The organism is Nisaea sp., from assembly GCF_039990255.1.
Taxonomy (GTDB): domain Bacteria; phylum Pseudomonadota; class Alphaproteobacteria; order Thalassobaculales; family Thalassobaculaceae; genus Nisaea.
The window spans coordinates 1352190-1368952 of sequence record NZ_JBDXGG010000018.1 but is presented as its reverse complement, the minus strand read 5'-3'; the positions used below and the strand labels follow the sequence as shown (position 1 = coordinate 1368952).

Annotated in this window: 16 protein-coding genes; 6 read left to right on the top strand and 10 right to left on the bottom strand. The window is 57.2% G+C overall.

Going from position 1 to position 16763, the window contains the following annotated elements; all coding sequences use genetic code 11:
* Window positions 1-6: 6 nt before the first annotated feature.
* From ABJ076_RS16740 to pdeM, 4 genes are all read right to left on the bottom strand, one after another.
* Window positions 7-780 (bottom strand): DUF1365 domain-containing protein, encoded by a 774-nt coding sequence (locus ABJ076_RS16740; protein WP_348208911.1) that lies wholly within the window; start codon window positions 778-780, stop codon window positions 7-9.
* A 61-nt stretch (window positions 781-841) separates the two neighbouring features.
* Window positions 842-2188, bottom strand: coding sequence for an FAD-dependent oxidoreductase (locus tag ABJ076_RS16735; protein ID WP_348185397.1), 1347 nt, complete (start codon window positions 2186-2188; stop codon window positions 842-844).
* A gap of 63 nt (window positions 2189-2251) precedes the next feature.
* Window positions 2252-3706: a deoxyribodipyrimidine photo-lyase gene (locus ABJ076_RS16730; protein WP_348185394.1), complete on the bottom strand. Its 1455-nt coding sequence runs from the start codon at window positions 3704-3706 to the stop codon at window positions 2252-2254.
* 63 nt (window positions 3707-3769) lie between these two features.
* Window positions 3770-4444: a ligase-associated DNA damage response endonuclease PdeM gene (gene pdeM / locus ABJ076_RS16725; RefSeq protein ID WP_348185392.1), complete on the bottom strand. Its 675-nt coding sequence runs from the start codon at window positions 4442-4444 to the stop codon at window positions 3770-3772.
* Between the two features lie 314 nt (window positions 4445-4758).
* Between pdeM and ABJ076_RS16720 the strand changes: the two genes are divergently transcribed.
* Window positions 4759-4968 (top strand): cold-shock protein, encoded by a 210-nt coding sequence (locus tag ABJ076_RS16720; RefSeq protein ID WP_348185389.1) that lies wholly within the window; start codon window positions 4759-4761, stop codon window positions 4966-4968.
* A gap of 321 nt (window positions 4969-5289) precedes the next feature.
* On the opposite strand, the gene ABJ076_RS16715 is transcribed toward ABJ076_RS16720, so the two are convergent.
* From ABJ076_RS16715 to ABJ076_RS16700, 4 genes are all read right to left on the bottom strand, one after another.
* On the bottom strand, window positions 5290-7734 hold the full coding sequence (locus ABJ076_RS16715; RefSeq protein ID WP_348185932.1) for a ligase-associated DNA damage response DEXH box helicase: 2445 nt from the start codon (window positions 7732-7734) through the stop codon (window positions 5290-5292).
* 72 nt (window positions 7735-7806) lie between these two features.
* A complete protein-coding gene (locus ABJ076_RS16710; RefSeq protein WP_348198032.1) occupies window positions 7807-8247 on the bottom strand; it encodes an STAS/SEC14 domain-containing protein in 441 nt (146 codons plus the stop codon).
* Between the two features lie 242 nt (window positions 8248-8489).
* Window positions 8490-9287: an enoyl-CoA hydratase-related protein gene (locus ABJ076_RS16705; RefSeq protein ID WP_348185382.1), complete on the bottom strand. Its 798-nt coding sequence runs from the start codon at window positions 9285-9287 to the stop codon at window positions 8490-8492.
* 177 nt (window positions 9288-9464) lie between these two features.
* Window positions 9465-9635 carry a hypothetical protein gene (locus tag ABJ076_RS16700; RefSeq protein WP_348185379.1) on the bottom strand — a complete coding sequence of 57 codons (171 nt, stop codon included), beginning with the start codon at window positions 9633-9635 and terminating at the stop codon, window positions 9465-9467.
* Window positions 9636-9861: 226 nt separating this feature from the next.
* On the opposite strand from ABJ076_RS16700, the gene ABJ076_RS16695 reads away from it, so the two are divergent.
* From ABJ076_RS16695 to ABJ076_RS16675, 5 genes are all read left to right on the top strand, one after another.
* Window positions 9862-10467, top strand: coding sequence for an SIS domain-containing protein (locus ABJ076_RS16695; protein WP_348185377.1), 606 nt, complete (start codon window positions 9862-9864; stop codon window positions 10465-10467).
* Between the two features lie 2 nt (window positions 10468-10469).
* Window positions 10470-11495 carry a ligase-associated DNA damage response exonuclease gene (locus ABJ076_RS16690; RefSeq protein ID WP_348185375.1) on the top strand — a complete coding sequence of 342 codons (1026 nt, stop codon included), beginning with the start codon at window positions 10470-10472 and terminating at the stop codon, window positions 11493-11495.
* Entirely contained in the window at window positions 11495-13072 is a 1578-nt protein-coding gene (locus ABJ076_RS16685; protein ID WP_348185372.1) for a cisplatin damage response ATP-dependent DNA ligase, read from the top strand. The genes ABJ076_RS16690 and ABJ076_RS16685 overlap by 1 nt, the downstream gene beginning before the upstream one ends.
* Before the next feature lie 74 nt (window positions 13073-13146).
* Window positions 13147-13773, top strand: coding sequence for a metalloregulator ArsR/SmtB family transcription factor (locus tag ABJ076_RS16680; RefSeq protein ID WP_348185370.1), 627 nt, complete (start codon window positions 13147-13149; stop codon window positions 13771-13773).
* A 13-nt stretch (window positions 13774-13786) separates the two neighbouring features.
* Complete coding sequence (locus tag ABJ076_RS16675; RefSeq protein WP_348185367.1) at window positions 13787-14044, top strand: hypothetical protein; 258 nt, start codon at window positions 13787-13789, stop codon at window positions 14042-14044.
* Here ABJ076_RS16675 and cysC read toward each other — a convergent pair.
* Both cysC and cysD read right to left on the bottom strand, forming a co-directional pair.
* Window positions 14041-15927 (bottom strand): adenylyl-sulfate kinase, encoded by a 1887-nt coding sequence (gene cysC, locus ABJ076_RS16670; RefSeq protein WP_348185364.1) that lies wholly within the window; start codon window positions 15925-15927, stop codon window positions 14041-14043. The two genes, ABJ076_RS16675 and cysC, sit on opposite strands and share 4 nt — an antisense overlap.
* 38 nt (window positions 15928-15965) lie before the next feature.
* Entirely contained in the window at window positions 15966-16760 is a 795-nt protein-coding gene (gene cysD / locus ABJ076_RS16665; protein WP_348185362.1) for a sulfate adenylyltransferase subunit CysD, read from the bottom strand.
* Window positions 16761-16763: the final 3 nt, after the last annotated feature.

Below are 16763 nucleotides of genomic sequence, written 5' to 3'. Positions count from 1 at the left end.
CTCGACTTACGCAGCACGTGGCCCAGTGGATGATTTATCTATGACGGATATCGGCTGTTCCGGAGCCGCAGGTCGTTTGTGGAAGACTGCTCCCTTGATCCAAAGCTTCAAGGCTTCCCAATGGATGCCTGCAACGACCTTGGCTGTGAGAAGCGGATACAGCAGGGCCATCTTGAGGAGAGCCTTGTCTGATATTGCCTCTCTGACTCCCGTGTGGGTCGCGACGAGGGTTTCTCCTTCCGGCGTTTCTTGCCGGATAAGGATAGAAAGCTTTTCGCCGGGTTCTTTCAGTCGGAAGCGATAGGTCGCGGTCATTTCCATGAAGGGAGAGACATAGAAACTCTTGTTGCAGCTCTGCCGGATCGGTGCACCGTCCCGCTGGTCCGGTGCGACCGGAATGAGGTAGCAGTGTTGCTGGCCGAACGTGTTTTTCACCTCATACAGGATCGCCTGCAGATGGCCGTCTCGATGGTGACAGAAATAGATAGAAAGCGGGTTGAACACATATCCAAGAATTCTGGGAAAACAATGTACTAAGACTCTTCCTTTATGTTGATCATAGCCCGCGTGTTGAAGCTGATGGCTGATCCATTCACTGACCGGTCTGCCGTCGCGTGAGGCGTGGTCTTTGTCGAAGAATGAGAACAAATTGAAGCGGTTATGGGAGAACAAATTAAGCCTGTTGGCGAGTGAATCGATCTCTCCCAAATCCAGTAGCATGGAGAAAACCCTATAGGCAAAGCGGTGCCGGAAGGGGATCAAACGCGCGTGCGTGACCATGCCCCTATAGAGGCAGGATTTTGCCAGTAAGGCCGTCTCGTTATCTCCGGATACTTCCATCTCAGTCGTCACCCGCAGCCTGTGCGGGGGCATCCGCTCCGTTTAGATTGAGCCAGTGCTGGCTTGCCGGAACGACCTCGGTTTCCCATGGAGGCACAACGCCAAGACTACGGGTGACGGCAATCGCTGCCTTCAACCCATCTTCATGGAATCCGTATCCGCAATAGCTGCCGCAGAACCAAGTGTCACGAACGCCCTGAATTGGCACTAGCTCGCCCTGCGCCCGGATGGCTGCACTATCGAAAACCGGATGGGTGTAGTTGAAACGCGCAAACTCAAGCGCAGGGTCGGGCTCCTCGAGCGGGTTCATTGTCACGAAGAGCGGAAATTCCTCGTTGATACCCTGCAGTCGGTTCATCCAGTATGTCAGCGCGACCGCGCGGTCCATATCGCGTCGGCCTTCCGAAAGATAGTTCCAGGACGCCCAAGCCTGACGACGTTTCGGCATAAGGCGTGGGTCTCTGTGCAGCACCGCGACATTGTCCTGATAACTGAAGCAGCCGAGCAAAGCGCGTTCCGCATCGCTGGCGTCACTCAGCATGGCGAGGGCCTCGTCGCCGTGGGCGCCAATGACGACCTGATCATAAAAGGTTTCTGAGCCGTCCGGTTCCCCGATCATGACGCCGGCCTCAAGGCGGCGGATGCTGCGAACGGGGGTGCTCGTCCGGATTTTGCCACCGCGCTGCTCAATTTCCGCGGCGAGCCGCATTACATAAGAGCGGGATCCGCCGTCGACAGTGAACCACTGAGGCCGATTGGTATGTTTAAGCAGGCCGTGGTTGACGAAAAAGCGGACAAAGCTGCGTGCCGGGAAAGCCAACATGGTTTCGACCGGACATGACCAGATCGCGGCACCCATCGGCAACAGATGATCGTAGAGAAAACCGTCACCATAACCTTCACGTTTCAGGAAGTCGCCGAGGGTGAGGCCCGGATCGCTTTCTTCCTCAAGCAGTCGAGGGGCGGCGGCGAAGAACCGCGCTACATCGGCCAGCATTTTGTAGTAGCTCGGTTTTAGGAGGTTGGTCGGTTGCGCAAAGAGTCCCTTGAGTGAGCCTTCATATTCGAGTGCACCGTTATCGACAGAAACACTGAATGACATATCGCTGAGCTTCGTCGGCACATCGAGGGCACCGAACATGCTAATCAGGTTTGGGTAGGTCGCTTCGTTGTAGACGATGAAGCCGGTATCGACCGGGATCTGCCGATCGTCATAATCAACGGAAACAGTGTTGCTGTGCCCGCCAAGCCTGTCGTTCGCCTCGTACACGGTAACCTGATAGCGCGAAGATAATAACCAAGCCGCGCTAAAACCGGCGATACCGCTTCCGATTACAGCTATGCGCATTCCAATGCCCCCAGGGAAAACTCTAATCATTATCGTGCTGACTATGCAGCATATCTCGTGTGGTTAAGCGCACGCGGCGATGTCGGAGGGAAGTCCCTCATTCAGCCGTTTGAACGCTGTAAGTGCTCTGGCGCGGCCGAAAGCGAGATCAACGATAGGCGAGTTATAATCCGGTGCCGAATTCTCCGGCGCCTCCCAGGGTTTGTGCAGGTATCGGTCAGGAACATTTGAAAGCTCCGGGACCCAGTGGCGCGTATATTCACCGTGTTTATCGAATTTTTCGCCTTGCAGAACGGGGTTGAATATTCGGAAGTACGGCGCTGCATCGGCGCCGGAGCCGGCGACCCATTGCCAGGAAGCGGCGTTACTCGCGAGGTCGGCATCTACCAGCGTATCCCAGAACCATGCCTCGCCCGCGCGCCAGTCCACCATCAGATGTTTCACCAGGAAGGATGCGCAAATCATCCGCACCCGGTTGTGCATGTAGCCGGTTTGCCAAAGCTCCCGCATGCCCGCATCGACAATCGGAATGCCAGTTTGTCCGCGCTGCCACGCCCGCAAAGGTTTTTCCGATCCGATCCACGGAAAGCCCTCATATTCCGGCCGCAGGCAGGCGTCCGGTAGGGTAGGGTTGTAATAAAGCTGAGCGTGAGAGAATTCACGCCAGACCAGTTCTTTGAGGAAATGCTCCGTCGACCCCGTGAAAGGATCGCGACCTGTCGTGATGCAATGCGCGACTGTGCGGTGCCAAACTTGGCGCGGGCCAATTTCACCGAAATGAAGATGCGGAGAGAGGCGCGAGACAAGAGGCTTTGAAGGGAAATCTCGGCCGGTTTTATAGTCTTCAAGGGCGTTTTCCAGAAACCGGTCAAGCTTGTTGAGCGCGCTCTGCTCACCCGGCAGCCAGAGCGCCGGGAAACCGGACGCCCAGTCGGGCTGGCTCGGCTGCAAGTGCCAGTCTTCAATCCGATCGCCTGCCGGAATTTCTCTGAGACGCGAGATCTTCTCGGGTGCGGCGCCTTCCGGTTCCGGGTCGCCGAGAAGGCGAATGGCCCGCCAGTAGGGCGAATAAACCTTCGGCGGTGTTCCGGATTTGGTCTTTACCTGCCAGGGTTCGAACAGAAGCGCCGCATTGAAACTCTCGACCTCGACGTCATCATCCTTAAGCGCGTTTTTCAGCGCGGTATCGCGGAGGATGGCGAAAGGCTCGTAGCACCTGTTCCAATAAACGGCGCGTGCATCGGTTTCCGCAACGAGCGAACGGATGACTTCTGCCCCAGTGCCGCGCCGCAACAGCAGCGGGCAGTCTATGGCGGCAAGGCTTTGTCCGAGTGCATATAGGCTCTGATGCAGCCACCAGCGGGATGCTCCGCCCGGTGACCATTTGCCCGGCGTTTCCTCATCGAGAACGAAAACTGGAAGGATTGGGGCTCCAGACGCAACCGCTGCCGCAAGGGCGGGATTGTCGCCGAGCCGGAGATCCTGGCGAAACCAGAGAATTATCGGTCGTTCGGTCACGCTACCATCCGTAAAACATTCAAAGTGAAATACGGGCCCGTTCCAGACTCGGATCACTTCCGTTCAGCAAAGTCCGTCTGTCGGAAACCGATAGATCCGTTTAGGCCCAAGGAAGAGAACATCGAATTGGTGGCCCAGGACGGCGCGAATGGCTGCGTCACGAACCGTTAGGCCGCCAGTTAATGCGCCGAAGGCCGGCATAATCAGCTTGTCACCGTTGTGAGCAAAACAGCGACCGCTCAAATAGCGCTGCCGGGTCCGTATTTGTGCCGACGGATGATAATGACCGCTGATCTCGCCACTTACCATGTGCCGAGAAGCCTCGTGGCGAAAGGTGAGGGCGCCAACGGTTTCTTCTGTCATGCATCGTCCGGGAAGGTCATCGGGCAGTTCAGGATCGTGGTTGCCGGTGATCCAGCGCCAATCATGCGCGGCAACCAGGTTTTCAAGAGTGTCTCGGTCGGCTTTTCCCATCCGCTCCGGCCCACCGGTGTCGTGAAAATTGTCACCGAGGCAAATCACGGATTCAGGCCTGTAACGATCGCAGACCTTTTTCAGCCGTTTCAGTGTGACGGCGGTATCGTAAGGCGGCAGATGAATGCCTTTTGCGGCGAAGCTCGACCCTTTCTCCAGATGCAGATCGGAGACAATGAGCAATGACCGGTCCGGCCAGAACAAGGCGCCGGTGAGATCTGCGAGAAGGGAGACGGTATTGAGGTGCAGCGGTTCAGAAGTCATGGCGTTGCTTTGGCCGATCCAAGGAACCGGGTCAACGGTCAAACCGAACAATACACAATGTGTAGTCGCGCCCTGGACCTCTGTTTGGCTGAGGAGGTGAATGTTTCAAAATGATGAAAACAGGGGATTGCGACGTAAAATAACTTGCGATTGCGTATATAGGTCCTATGTGTCTGTAGCGTTTAGAATTCGCTGTTAAAAGACTGCCTCGCCGCTTCGCCGACGACCAAGTTCCTTCTCCGATATTTTGAGCGTTACCCTAGGTCCGGCGCATTGGGCTTCGGATCGCTTCATTTGTCGTGAAAGGAAAAGTCATGACCATTGGTACCGTAAAATGGTTCAACGCAACCAAAGGCTACGGCTTCATCGAGCCGGAAGATGGGTCTAAAGACGCTTTTTTGCACATTTCCGCTCTTGAGCGTGCAGGCATTAATAGCGTCAGCGAAGGCCAGAAGGTCTCGTTCGATCTGGTTCCCGGTCAGGGCGGTAAATCGTCTGCCGAAAATGTAAAGATCGTCGACTAAAGTACTGATTTATAGAAATAGGGGCGGTTTCTGATCGCCCTTATTTACCCAGACAGCAGGTCGCGTTCGATCAAATTTGATCCGCCACTTCCTTAAGCTTTCTGCCAACTATCATGATCACGCACGGATAATATGAACTACGAATCTATTTTTCTTACAAACTACGGCCTTCAGAATTACGTCTCTTTTTCCCGATCAAGCGGTGCGAATGTTTTTTCCATTAAAGGCACCGAGAATTCCAAAATGATCGCGCATGCCCAGACCATCATCTCTGAAATGTATGGTGGGACGCCGACCATCGTCGTGAATTAACGCGTCTGGCTAGATCGGCAGATTTGCCTGCATTTGACCGCCGGTCGCTTCGTTGACCAGGTTGGCTTCCGCTTCCTCCAATAGGGTGTCGAGTGCGCCGCCGTAGACCTGTTCTTTGCCGATCTCAAGAAGAATCGGCACCGCGAGTGGTGAGACCTTGTCGAGGTGCCTGACGTCAATTTTACCATGCACCTGGACCAGAAGCTCGGCCAGACGGCGGATGTCCGTCAGGCCGCGTGCCGCGTCAGCGCGCGTGGCGCGGAGTAGGACATGATCTGGCTCATGGCTGCGGAGTACGTCATAAATCAGGTCGGCATTGAAAGTGACTTGCCGGCCCGTCTTCTCGTGCCCCGGCAGCTTGCGTTCGATTAGACCGGCAATCACCGCAACGTTGCGGAATGTGCGCTTCAGTAGCGTCGACTCCGCCATCCACTCCTCAAGATCGTCGCCCAGCATGTCTTGATCGAAAATGGCGGCGACATCTTCCGTCGTTGGCTCCTTCAGTCCCCAGATGGCAATCACATAATCACTGGCAACGAAACCGAGCGGATCGAGACCCGCCCGTTCCATCCGCCGTGTCAGCAGCATGCCAAGAGTCTGGTGCGCGTTCCGTCCGGCGAAGCAATAAGCGACAAGATAGAATTTCCCGCCTCGCGGAAACACTTCAACCAGAAGCCTGTCCTTTTTCGGCATGACCGAGCGCCATTGCTGCATGCGCAACCAGTCCTCGACGGGGGCGGGCAATGTCGGCCAGTTCCGGTCATCCTCAAGCATGGCGCGCACCCGGTCAGACAGGTGCGTAGTGAAGGGCAGGCGGCCGCCCATATACGCCGGAATTTCCGGATCATCTCCCTTGCCCGGGCTGACCTCGACAATTGTTTCGCGGACGCCCTCGAATTTCAGGAGTTGGCCCGCAAACAGAAAGGTGTCGCCAGGCGTCAGGCCCTGGACAAAATATTCCTCTATCTCGCCAAGGAAGCGCCCACGGCGCATCCGGACTTTAAGCGTGATCGCCTCGACAATGGTGCCGACATTCATTCTGTAGGATCGGGCGACTCGCTGATTGACAACGGTCAGCAATCCGTCGGGCGTCGGCCGTAAGCGGCGGAACCGGTCGTAGGTCCGCAAGGCGTATCCGCCATCCGTGACAAAACGAAGAACCGCATCGAAATCCTCCCGGCTAAGATCTGCATATGGCGCAGCGGTAAGGATTTCTTCATAAAGCTGATCCGGATGAAACAGGCCGGCACATGCTGTGCCGAGAATATGTTGTGCTAGTACGTCGAGAGTGCCTTCGCTCGGCAACTCTCCATCGAGGGTCATCTCGTTTACTGCATCAATGGCCGCCTGGCATTCCAGCACCTCGAATCGGTTCGCTGGAATCAGGATGGCGCGACTAGGCTGGTCGAGCCGGTGATTGGCACGTCCGATCCGCTGTAGCAGGCGAGAGGAGCCTTTTGGCGCGCCCACCTGAATGACCAGATCGACCGCCGCCCAGTCGATCCCGAGATCGAGGGATGAGGTCGCGACGACTGCCCGCAATCCGCCTTTCGACATGACAGCTTCGACCTTGCGCCGTTGCTCCGCTGCGAGCGAGCCATGATGCAAAGCGATTGGCAAGTTCTGCTCGTTGATCTTCCAGAGCGCCTGGAACAGGATCTCAGCCTGCGCCCGTGTGTTGACGAAGACCAACGTGGTCGCGGCACAGCAGATCTGCTCGTAGATATCCTCGACCGCGTAGCTGCCCATATGGCCGGACCAGGGAAAATGCCCACGCCCGATCATGATCCTCACATTGGCTGCGACCGCACCGCCACCCGTGACGCATTCAACCATCCCGCTTCCCGTCCGGCCGGTAGGAGATAGATAGGCTTCCAGTGCGTCGGGATAAGCGACAGTGGCCGAGAGCCCGACGCGGCGTGCTTCCGGTGCGAGTTTAGCCAGGCGGGCTAGGCCGAGCGACAGGAGCTCCCCGCGCTTGTTGGGGGCCAATGCATGCAGCTCATCGATGACAATGGTGCGCAGACGGCGGAAGATCTTCGGCGCGTCGGTATAGGAAAGCAGCAGGGCGAGGCTTTCCGGTGTTGTCAGCAGGATGTTGGGCGGGTTGCGACGCTGGCGTTGCTTTTTAGCTTGAGGAGTATCGCCGGTTCGGGTTTCCGCCGTCACCGGCAGGGCCATTTCCGCGATCGGCTGCGTCAGATTGCGATGGATATCGACAGCAAGGGCTTTCAACGGCGAGATATAAAGCGTGTGCAGACCGTCATAAGGTGATTCGGCCAACTCAACCAGGCTCGAAAGGAAACCTGCGAGGGTTTTACCGCCTCCGGTTGGCGCGATCAGCAAGGCATGTTTGCCCATACGTGCAGCTTCCAGCATTTCAAGCTGGTGCTGGTGCGGGTGCCAGTTTTTTCCGGCAAACCAGTCTCGGAAAGTTTTTGGCAGGCCTGTCATATCGGGTCGGGACTGAGCGGCTTTATCCAGCATGGTCCAAAAGTGGTCGCTGAGCGGGATTACAGCAAGCGGCTATTGCATTTCCGGCCGAGGGCCAGTGAGGGCCCATGCCGTTGCTTCCGCATGATCCTTGAAGCACTTGAATGTGCTGCCTGGAAAGATCGGGCCTAAGGCTTTGTTTACAAGCTGAGTGATCCAGTAATTCTCGGTGACGATGGCGACATGTTTGCCAGAGTTCCTGCCTTGTGCGTATGCCTGCCATTCCTGGGCGATAGTGAGCAGCCCGTTCCAGCTCCAGTTGTTTGTTTCGTCATTGCGGTGTTGATCGACAACCACGTTGAACCAGATGATGTCCGGATTTTCTTTCCAAATTGTCGGAATATGCTTTGTCAGGTCGTAATCTGTAAAGCCTGACGCCAGATCAATAAACAGCAATTGTCTATCCGTATCCACACGCCAGGACAGGGGCTCAACCTCGTTTGAGGGTGTGGCGCTCACTTTGGAAAGGGTCACGTTATGGCTGTGGGAGGTAGGTCGCTGTCAGTCGATAAAGCGAGGTGGGTAAGGAATGTCTTCATTTACTCCGCGCTCAATCCGGTTGCGATGGACTGTTGTGTACTTGGCTACGACGTTATGGCCAACATACGCTACTACCCATGATAAAAAAAAGATAAAACTGTCAGCTATGTAAGAATCAACCACCCAAACGGAACCCCACCGGGGATCGAACCCTGCCAAGTTTAGAATGTGACTTCTCAGGTCGCTCCTGGATACCAGGACGGCTCACGTTTCTCTGCGAAACTTGTCAGGCCTTCGGAGGCTTCATCCGATTGGCGTTTTGCCGCGTGCTGCGCGACCAATCGTTCAAAATAGGCATCTTCAAGCGCGATGTTGGCGTGTTCCAAGATGACCTGTTTGGTCTGTGTCATCGCCTCAGGTGCTGAAAGCAGCAGCTGGTCGATCACAGGTGCTGCGGCCTCGTCGAGTGTGCTGGTCGCGCAGACTTCATGCACTAACCCCATTTCTGCTGCCTTCGCAGCCTTGAACCGCTCGCAGGTAAGGGCGTAGCGGCGGACATTGCGCGGCCCCATGGCGGCGTTCAGGTGAGGCACGATTATCCCTGCCATCACACCCCAGCGGGCTTCGGTAATGGCGAAAATCGCATCCTTGCTTGCAATCACAACATCACAGGCAGCCACGATACCGACACCGCCCCCGAAACAACCGCCATGCACCAATGCCACGGTCGGTTTCGGAAAATCGTTTAAGCCGCAGACGGCAGAAGCCGTGCGACGCGAAACTTCGACATTTTCTTCCGGAGAGAGTGCGCCGATGGTGTTCAGCCATTTCAGATCGGCGCCGGCCTGGAAATGCTTACCGTTACCCCTGAGTACCACGACACGGACTGCGTCATCCGCGGCACAGTCGCCGAAAGCATCGATAAGCCCCTGGATGACGTCGCCGTTATAGGCGTTGTTTACCTCGGGTCGGTTGATCGTAACGGTAGCAACACCGCGTGTGTCTTTAGAAAGCAGAACAACGGGTTCGGGCATTGGGGGGCCTCTTCGAACGCTGAATATATGCTCCGGGTGGAGCCAGCGAAGAGTAGGCCGTGCTATCCAGTAATCCAACCCTGAGGCTGCGCTAACCGTGGGATCGGGCCGGGGAACAAAAAGCCGGAGAAACTGTTTTAGTCTTATTCGAATTTTATGTTCGCAGTCGCAATACTGTCAGGCGGCTTTCTGGTCTGCCGATGCAGTTTGACTTTCTGTATCGGTTGCATCGTTGTGACGTGCTAAGCCGTCGATCATTTCCTGAGCTGAGGCAGCCTGCAAAGTCGACCATTTGCGCTGTGTGTCAGAAAAATAGACCCGGGGTCGTTTGGTTTTTTCAGTGAACATGTACAGCTCCTGTTCGGGCAACAACATCTTGCGATCTTGTGTAGAAGATCGTCACGAGAGCGCGAATTGAAAATGTTGCAATGCAGCATTGAATTAACGCCAACTGATCACGAATAGGCCTGCAGCATGAAGGCTGATGAAAGAAACACTGCGTCGTGAGGCTGGAGTCTCATCCAGCGGTCGGCTAAGTTCCGGCATCTGGAAAACCTGATATTTCGAGGCTCCCTTGAACAGTTCCGACATCACTTCCCGCATCAAGATGATTCTGGATGCGGAAGCCGCAGCCATCAACGCGATCAAGGTCGATGAAAGCTATGAGAAGGCGCTGGATATTCTCCAGGGTACGCCGGGCAAAATCATCACGACCGGTATGGGCAAGGCGGGTTTCATTGCTCATAAATTTGCGGCGATCCTGAGCTCCACGGCATCACCGGCCTTCTTCATTCATCCGAGTGAGGCCGCACATGGCGATTTGGGCATGGTCGCGCCAGGGGATTGCATCGTTGCGTTCTCGACCAGTGGCAAGACCAGAGAAGTGCTGGAATTCATCGAACTCAGTCGTCATGTCGACGCCGGCAAGGTGATCGGTATCACCTCGCATCCTGATAGTGGCCTGCGGGACTTGTCGGACGTGATCGTCGATATGGGCGCGGTGAAAGAACCGTGTCCGTTGGGGCTTACACCGTCGGCGAGTATGGCCGTCATGTCCGCTGTCAGCGATGCGCTGGCATTGGTGCTGATGGAGCGCAAGGGCGTCTCGCGGCACGAATATGGACTTCGTCATCACGGCGGCTATCTGGGTAAGCAGGCACGTACGGACAATATCGAGTAGGAATGGCCAAAGCCGCGCGCAGGGCAAGCTGGATTAGGGTCAGGCCGGAAGGCCTGCATGTCGAGCCGGGCGGCTTTCATGTCGATCCGACCCGCGCGGTTGATCGTGCGATAATCACCCACGGCCACGCGGACCATGCCCGTCCAGGGCACGGCGCTGTCGCTGCCACAGCCGAGACGCTCGCCATTATGCGGGTCCGCTATGGCGAGATGCCGTTCAAGAGCAGCCAAGCCCTCCGCTTTGGAGAGAAGATCACCATCAATGGCGTGACGGTCTCGTTGATGCCGGCAGGGCATGTGCTTGGCAGTGCGCAGGTCGTCCTGGAATACAGGGGCGAAAGGGTCGTCGTTTCCGGTGATTATAAACGCCGACCCGATCTGACATGCACCGGTTTCGAGCCGGTGCCCTGCGATGTTTTCATCACCGAAGCGACGTTTGGTCTGCCGGTTTTTCGGCATCCGGAGGACCGCCATGAAATAGCAACACTGATGCATTCGCATGCGCTGTTTCCGGAGCGCTGCCATGTGATCGGAACTTATTCCCTTGGCAAGGCACAACGCCTGATATCGCTGATCCGGGCTGCGGGATATGACCGCCCGCTTTATCTCCATGGTGCGTTACTGCCTCTCTGCGCACTTTATCAGGAGCATGGTGTGGATCTTGGTGAACTGCTGCCCGCCACTGCGGGCGAGAAAGGCCAGCCACGCAATGCGTTGAAGGGTGAGATCGTGCTGGCACCACCATCTTCCATCGTCGACCGATGGGCCCGCCGACTGCCGGACCCTGTGATCTGTATGGCGTCTGGCTGGATGCGGGTGAAACAGCGGGCGAAGCAGGGCGGTGTCGAGCTTCCGCTAGTGATTTCGGATCATGCCGACTGGGATGAATTACTGGCGACGCTGGACGATGTCGGAGCGCCAGAGGTCTGGGTAACACACGGCCGCGAAGAAGCCCTGGTTCATGCCGCAGGTCTGAAAGGTATGGAGGCTCAGGCGCTCCGGCTCATAGGATATGAGGAGGAAGGCTGATGAAGCGTTTCTCCTACCTCCTCGACCGGTTGCTCTACGCGCCGCAACGCACTGTCAAACTGAAGTTGATGGCGGATTATTTCACGCATGCGTCCGACCCGGACCGGGGCATCGCTCTTGCGGCTCTGGCTGGCGCACTGGATCTTAAAAGCGCGAGACCTGCCCTGATACGGCAATTGGGCATGCAGCGCGTCGATCCGGAGCTATTTGGCTGGTCATATGACTTCGTCGGCGATCTTGCAGAGACCGTGGCGTTGATCTGGCCCGAGCGGCCAACAAATGCGGCCCCGCCTCGCTTGGGAGAGATTCCTGGTCAGCTTGCAGGTCTTAAGACGGCTGAAGCGGGTGAGCAGCTTGAACACTGGCTCGACACGCTTGATGCGACCGGACGCTGGGCCTTGCTGAAGCTGGTCACCGGCGGGCTGAGGGTCGGGGTTTCCTCGCGTCTCGCCAAGACAGCGCTAGGGGATGCTTTCGGGACATCAGCGGACGAAATAGAAGAAATATGGCACGGGCTGGAGCTGCCCTATGAGGCGCTGTTCGCCTGGCTGGAGGGGCGGGCGCCCCGTCCGGACATGAGTGACCGCGCTGTTTTCCGTCCTCTGATGCTGGCCAATCCGCTGGAGCAACTGGAGCTGGAGAAGCTGGATCTTGCGGACTATGCGGCGGAATGGAAGTGGGACGGGATAAGGGTTCAGCTTGCGGCCCGAGGCGGCGAGAGACGGCTATATTCCCGGACTGGCGACGATATTTCTGCAGCCTTTCCAGATATCGTTGATTCTATGACGTTCGAAGGTGTTCTCGATGGCGAGCTGCTGGTAGTCCGGGAGGGCGAAGTCGCTCCCTTCAACGATCTGCAACAGCGCCTTAATCGAAAGCGTGTGACCGCAAAGATGCTGCAACAGCATCCAGCCCATGTTCGGCTATACGACATCCTGTTCGACGGTATTCAGGATCTGCGTGGTCTCGGTTTTGAAGAACGGCGCACACGGCTGGGTGCCTTCTGGGATCGTGAACAGCCAGAACGCATGGACCTGTCGGAGCTGGTCTTGTTCGACAGTGTGGAAGCGCTTGAGGCGCTAAGGGCCGGATGCCGTGGCGAGCAGATCGAGGGGCTGATGCTGAAGCATCGGGACAGCGTTTATCAAGCCGGGCGACCTAAAGGGCCTTGGTTCAAGTGGAAACGGGATGCGCTCACCGTGGATACAGTCATTATGTATGCCCAGCGTGGTCACGGTCGGCGCTCGTCATTCTATTCGGACTATACGTTCGGTGCCTGGCGGGACGGGGAGGCGGGGCCGGAACTCGTTCCGGTCGGCAAAGCCTATTCCGGATTTACCGACGAGGAACTGAAAAAGCTGGATAAGTGGGTGCGCGATAACACGGTGAACCGGTTCGGGCCTGTTAGAGAGGTGACGCATTCACTTGTTGTCGAGGTTGCTTTCGACAGCGTGCACCGCTCATCTCGGCACAAGAGCGGGGTCGCCATGCGGTTTCCGCGCTTTCATCGTATCCGCTGGGATAAACCGTCGGAAGAGGCGGACCGTCTGGAAAGCCTTGAGAATCTGATTGACTGAAGTGATTTCTCGATCCTGCCTTTCCAAACCAAGCGTTTTCTTGATAAAGACTGGTAACGTCTTGGAAAACCGATATGAATGACCGCGCCGCTGATCGCATCCTGTTCCAACTGAAAACCCGAGGTCCGCAGACCATCGGAGAACTCGGAGCGCATTTCTCGATGACCGGGGAAGCGGCTCGCCAGCATCTGGCGAAACTCGCTGATGCCGGTTTTGTCGAGCCTGAGGACCGGCGCCAAGGGCGGGGACGGCCGAAGCGGTACTGGATGCTGACCGAGACAGGACACGCTAGGTTTCCAGACAATCACGCACAGCTGACCGTTGAGCTCCTGCAGTCCGTCCGAGAGCTGTTCGGGGATGCTGGGCTCGACCGTTTGATCGAGAAGCGACGGGTTGAAACCCTGAATGCCTACAGGGCTCAAACCGATGAAGCTGCAAGTCTCACGGACAGGCTCGATCGGCTGACCGCAATGCGGGAACGGGAAGGCTATATGGCCGATTGGTCGGAGGCGGAAAACGGCTCGTTCCTTCTCATTGAGAACCACTGCCCGATCTGTGCGGCAGCAACGGAATGCCAAGGCATATGCCGAGCCGAACTGGAGCTTTTTCAAGATGTTCTCGGACCGGATTGCGTGGTAGAGCGGACCGATCACATTCTTGCGGGCGCACGTCGTTGTGCCTATCGGATCACGCCTCAATGAATTCCATACGTCTATGAATCGCATACAACGGCACAAGGTTTCCGCGCTGGTCGGCCTGCGCAAAAGAGCGCCCATTGGCATCGGTCACAATATGGGGCCACCTCTGAGCAATGCCTACCATCTCAAATACTGGCGCAAAGCCGTTGCCAAGGCGTGGGAGCCGCCGCCGGACCGCCTGATCCTGCAGCGCCGGCTCAAGCGTGCGAAAGAACTCGGCATGACCTATCGGGAGTACATGCTGGAGATTCTAGAGCGCGGGCGGCATCTTTAGCGACCGCCGTTCCGCTTCACCATGCTGAAATTCTCTTCCACATAGGCCATCAGTTCGGCGACGGATTCATTCACTGTCCGATCCGCTGTCTCGACCGTGACTTCCGGCGTTACAGGTTCCTCATAGGGCGCTGAAACGCCCGTAAATTCCTTGATTTCGCCAGCTCGGGCCTTCTTGTAAAGGCCTTTCGGATCTCGTCCTTCGCAGGTCGCAACATCGGCCGCGATATAGACCTCGTGGAACATATCCGGGGCGATAGAGCGGGCTCGGTCGCGGTCGGCACGGTAAGGTGAGATGAAGGCCGTGATGACCAGCACGCCTGCGCTGGCGAAGAGTTTGGCTACCTCGCCGACGCGGCGGATGTTCTCCACCCGGTCTTCCGGGGCAAAGCCGAGATCGGAGGATAGCCCGAAGCGGACATTATCTCCGTCCAGCACATACACCTGATAGCCTTTGGCGAAGAGCTGCTGTTCCAGTTCAATCGCGATGGTTGACTTGCCTGCGCCGGAAAGGCCGGTCAGCCAGAGAATTCCACCCTCATGTCCGTTGGCATTGGCGCGCAACTCCGGTGTCACCCGGTGCTCGACTGCTGTGATGTTGGTCGAGCGCACGTCGGTGCGGGTGCGCTGGTCCGGGTAGCCTTCCATGAAGATCGTGCCGCCGCCGACTGTGTCGTACCCGTCGACGAGGACGAAGCGTCCTGTTTTCGGATTGTCGGAGAATTCATCAAGCGCCAGCATGGCGCGGGCGCGGAGCGTCACCTCTCCAATGGCGTTGCGCTCCAGCCGGTCACCCATGCCGGTCGTCAGGTTCTCGACATCGATCACGGTCTCGATCGACTGGACCTCGACAATCTGCTCGTTGGTGGCGAGCTTCAGTTTGTAGCGCTTGCCGACTTCCAGCGGATTGTGGCCGAGCCAGAAGATCCGGGCACGGAATACATTGGTTTCGAACGGAGCATTGGACTCGTGGCTGATCATCTGGCCGCGCTCGATGAAAAGCTGCTCGCTGAGCGTGATACCGACCGACTGACCGGCCGAAGCGCTGATTGCTGTTTCCTTGGTGCTCCAGCTCTCTATGCTTTTGACCGTCACTGTCTTGTTGGACGGGGATATCAGGATCGTGTCGCCTGTGTGGATGCGGCCGCTCTCGATCCGGCCTGCGATGATCCGTCGCTCATCGAACTTATAGACATCCTGCACCGGAAAGCGCAGCGGCCGCTCTGTAGGCAGCACCGGAGGCGTGAAGTTGTCGAGCACCTGGACGAGGGAAGGGCCTCGGTACCAGGGCATTTTGTCCGGCTCGGTGATCAGTCCCTGTCCCTCACGGGCGGAGACTGGGATGATGGCGGAAGCCTCGAGGCCCAACTCGGACAGATAATTCCGGACTTCGTTGGTGAGTTCCTGGAAACGTTCCTCGCGATAGTCCGCGAGATCCATCTTGTTGATGACGACCGCAACCTGCCGTACCCCGAGCAGGTGCAGGATATAGCCGTGCCGCCGGGATTGCTCCTGCATGCCGTCCTTGGCGTCGATCACCAGCACGGCCGCATCCGACAATGCCGCACCGGAAACCATATTCTTCAGGAATTCCTTGTGACCGGGCGCATCGATGATGACATAATTGCGATTCTCCGTATTGAAGAAGATCTGTGTCGTGTCGATGGTGATCCCCTGGTCGCGCTCCGCCTGCAGGGCGTCTAGCACGAAGGCCCATTCGACCGGCATGCCGCGCCGTTCGGACATGGCGATGACAGCCTCGGCCTTGCCGTCCGGCAGCGAGTTTGTCTCGTGCAGGAGGCGCCCGATCAGGGTCGACTTGCCATGATCGACATGTCCGACGACGACGAGCTTAAGAGGAGGAATTTCAGAAGAAACGTGCATTTTTAATTCTCGTGACCGGTCAAGTGCGGCAAAGGTTCTTACATATAGCCTGCGGTACGGAGCCGTTCGAAGGCGTCTTCCGCCTCGTGGTCCATGGCGCGGCCGCTCCGTTCGGCGATGGTGGTTCCTTCGAGTTCAGCAATGATCTCTTCGATTGTCGCCGCCTCGCTCTCGATCGGGTTCGTGATGTCCTGATCGCCAAGAGAGCGGTAGCGTTTGCCGTTTTTCGAGAAATACAGATCGACGATCGGAATGTTCTCTCGCTGGATATAGCGCCAGATGTCCAGCTCGGTCCAATGCAGGATCGGATGGATCCGGATGTGGGTGCCGGGCGCAAAATCCGTCTTGAACTGGTCCCAGAATTCCGGCGGCTGATCTCGGAAATCCCATTCGGCATTCGTTCCGCGTGGACTGAAGACGCGTTCCTTGGCGCGGGTCGCTTCTTCGTCCCGGCGAATACCGGCGACCACGGCCTGCATGTCCTGCTCGGCGATGAGACGCTTCAGTGCTTCGGTCTTACGGGCGGCGGAGCGCGTGGCCGGAGGCAGCGTCGGATCGATCTCCTCGATCGGCGGGCAGTCTCGGACGATAAGGTTCACACCCCACTCGGCGGAGTACTTCTTCTGGAAGTCGTACATCTCCGGAAATTTCTTTCCGGTGTCACAGAACATCAGCGGGAACGGGACATGGCCCAGGAACGCCTTGCGGGCGAGCCAGACCATGACATTCGAATCCTTGCCGAGGGACCAGAGCATGCCCATGCGGTCGAACTTGTTAAAGGCTTCACGCAGAATGTAGACACTCTGCGCTTCCAGCGCGTCGAGATGATCCATCGG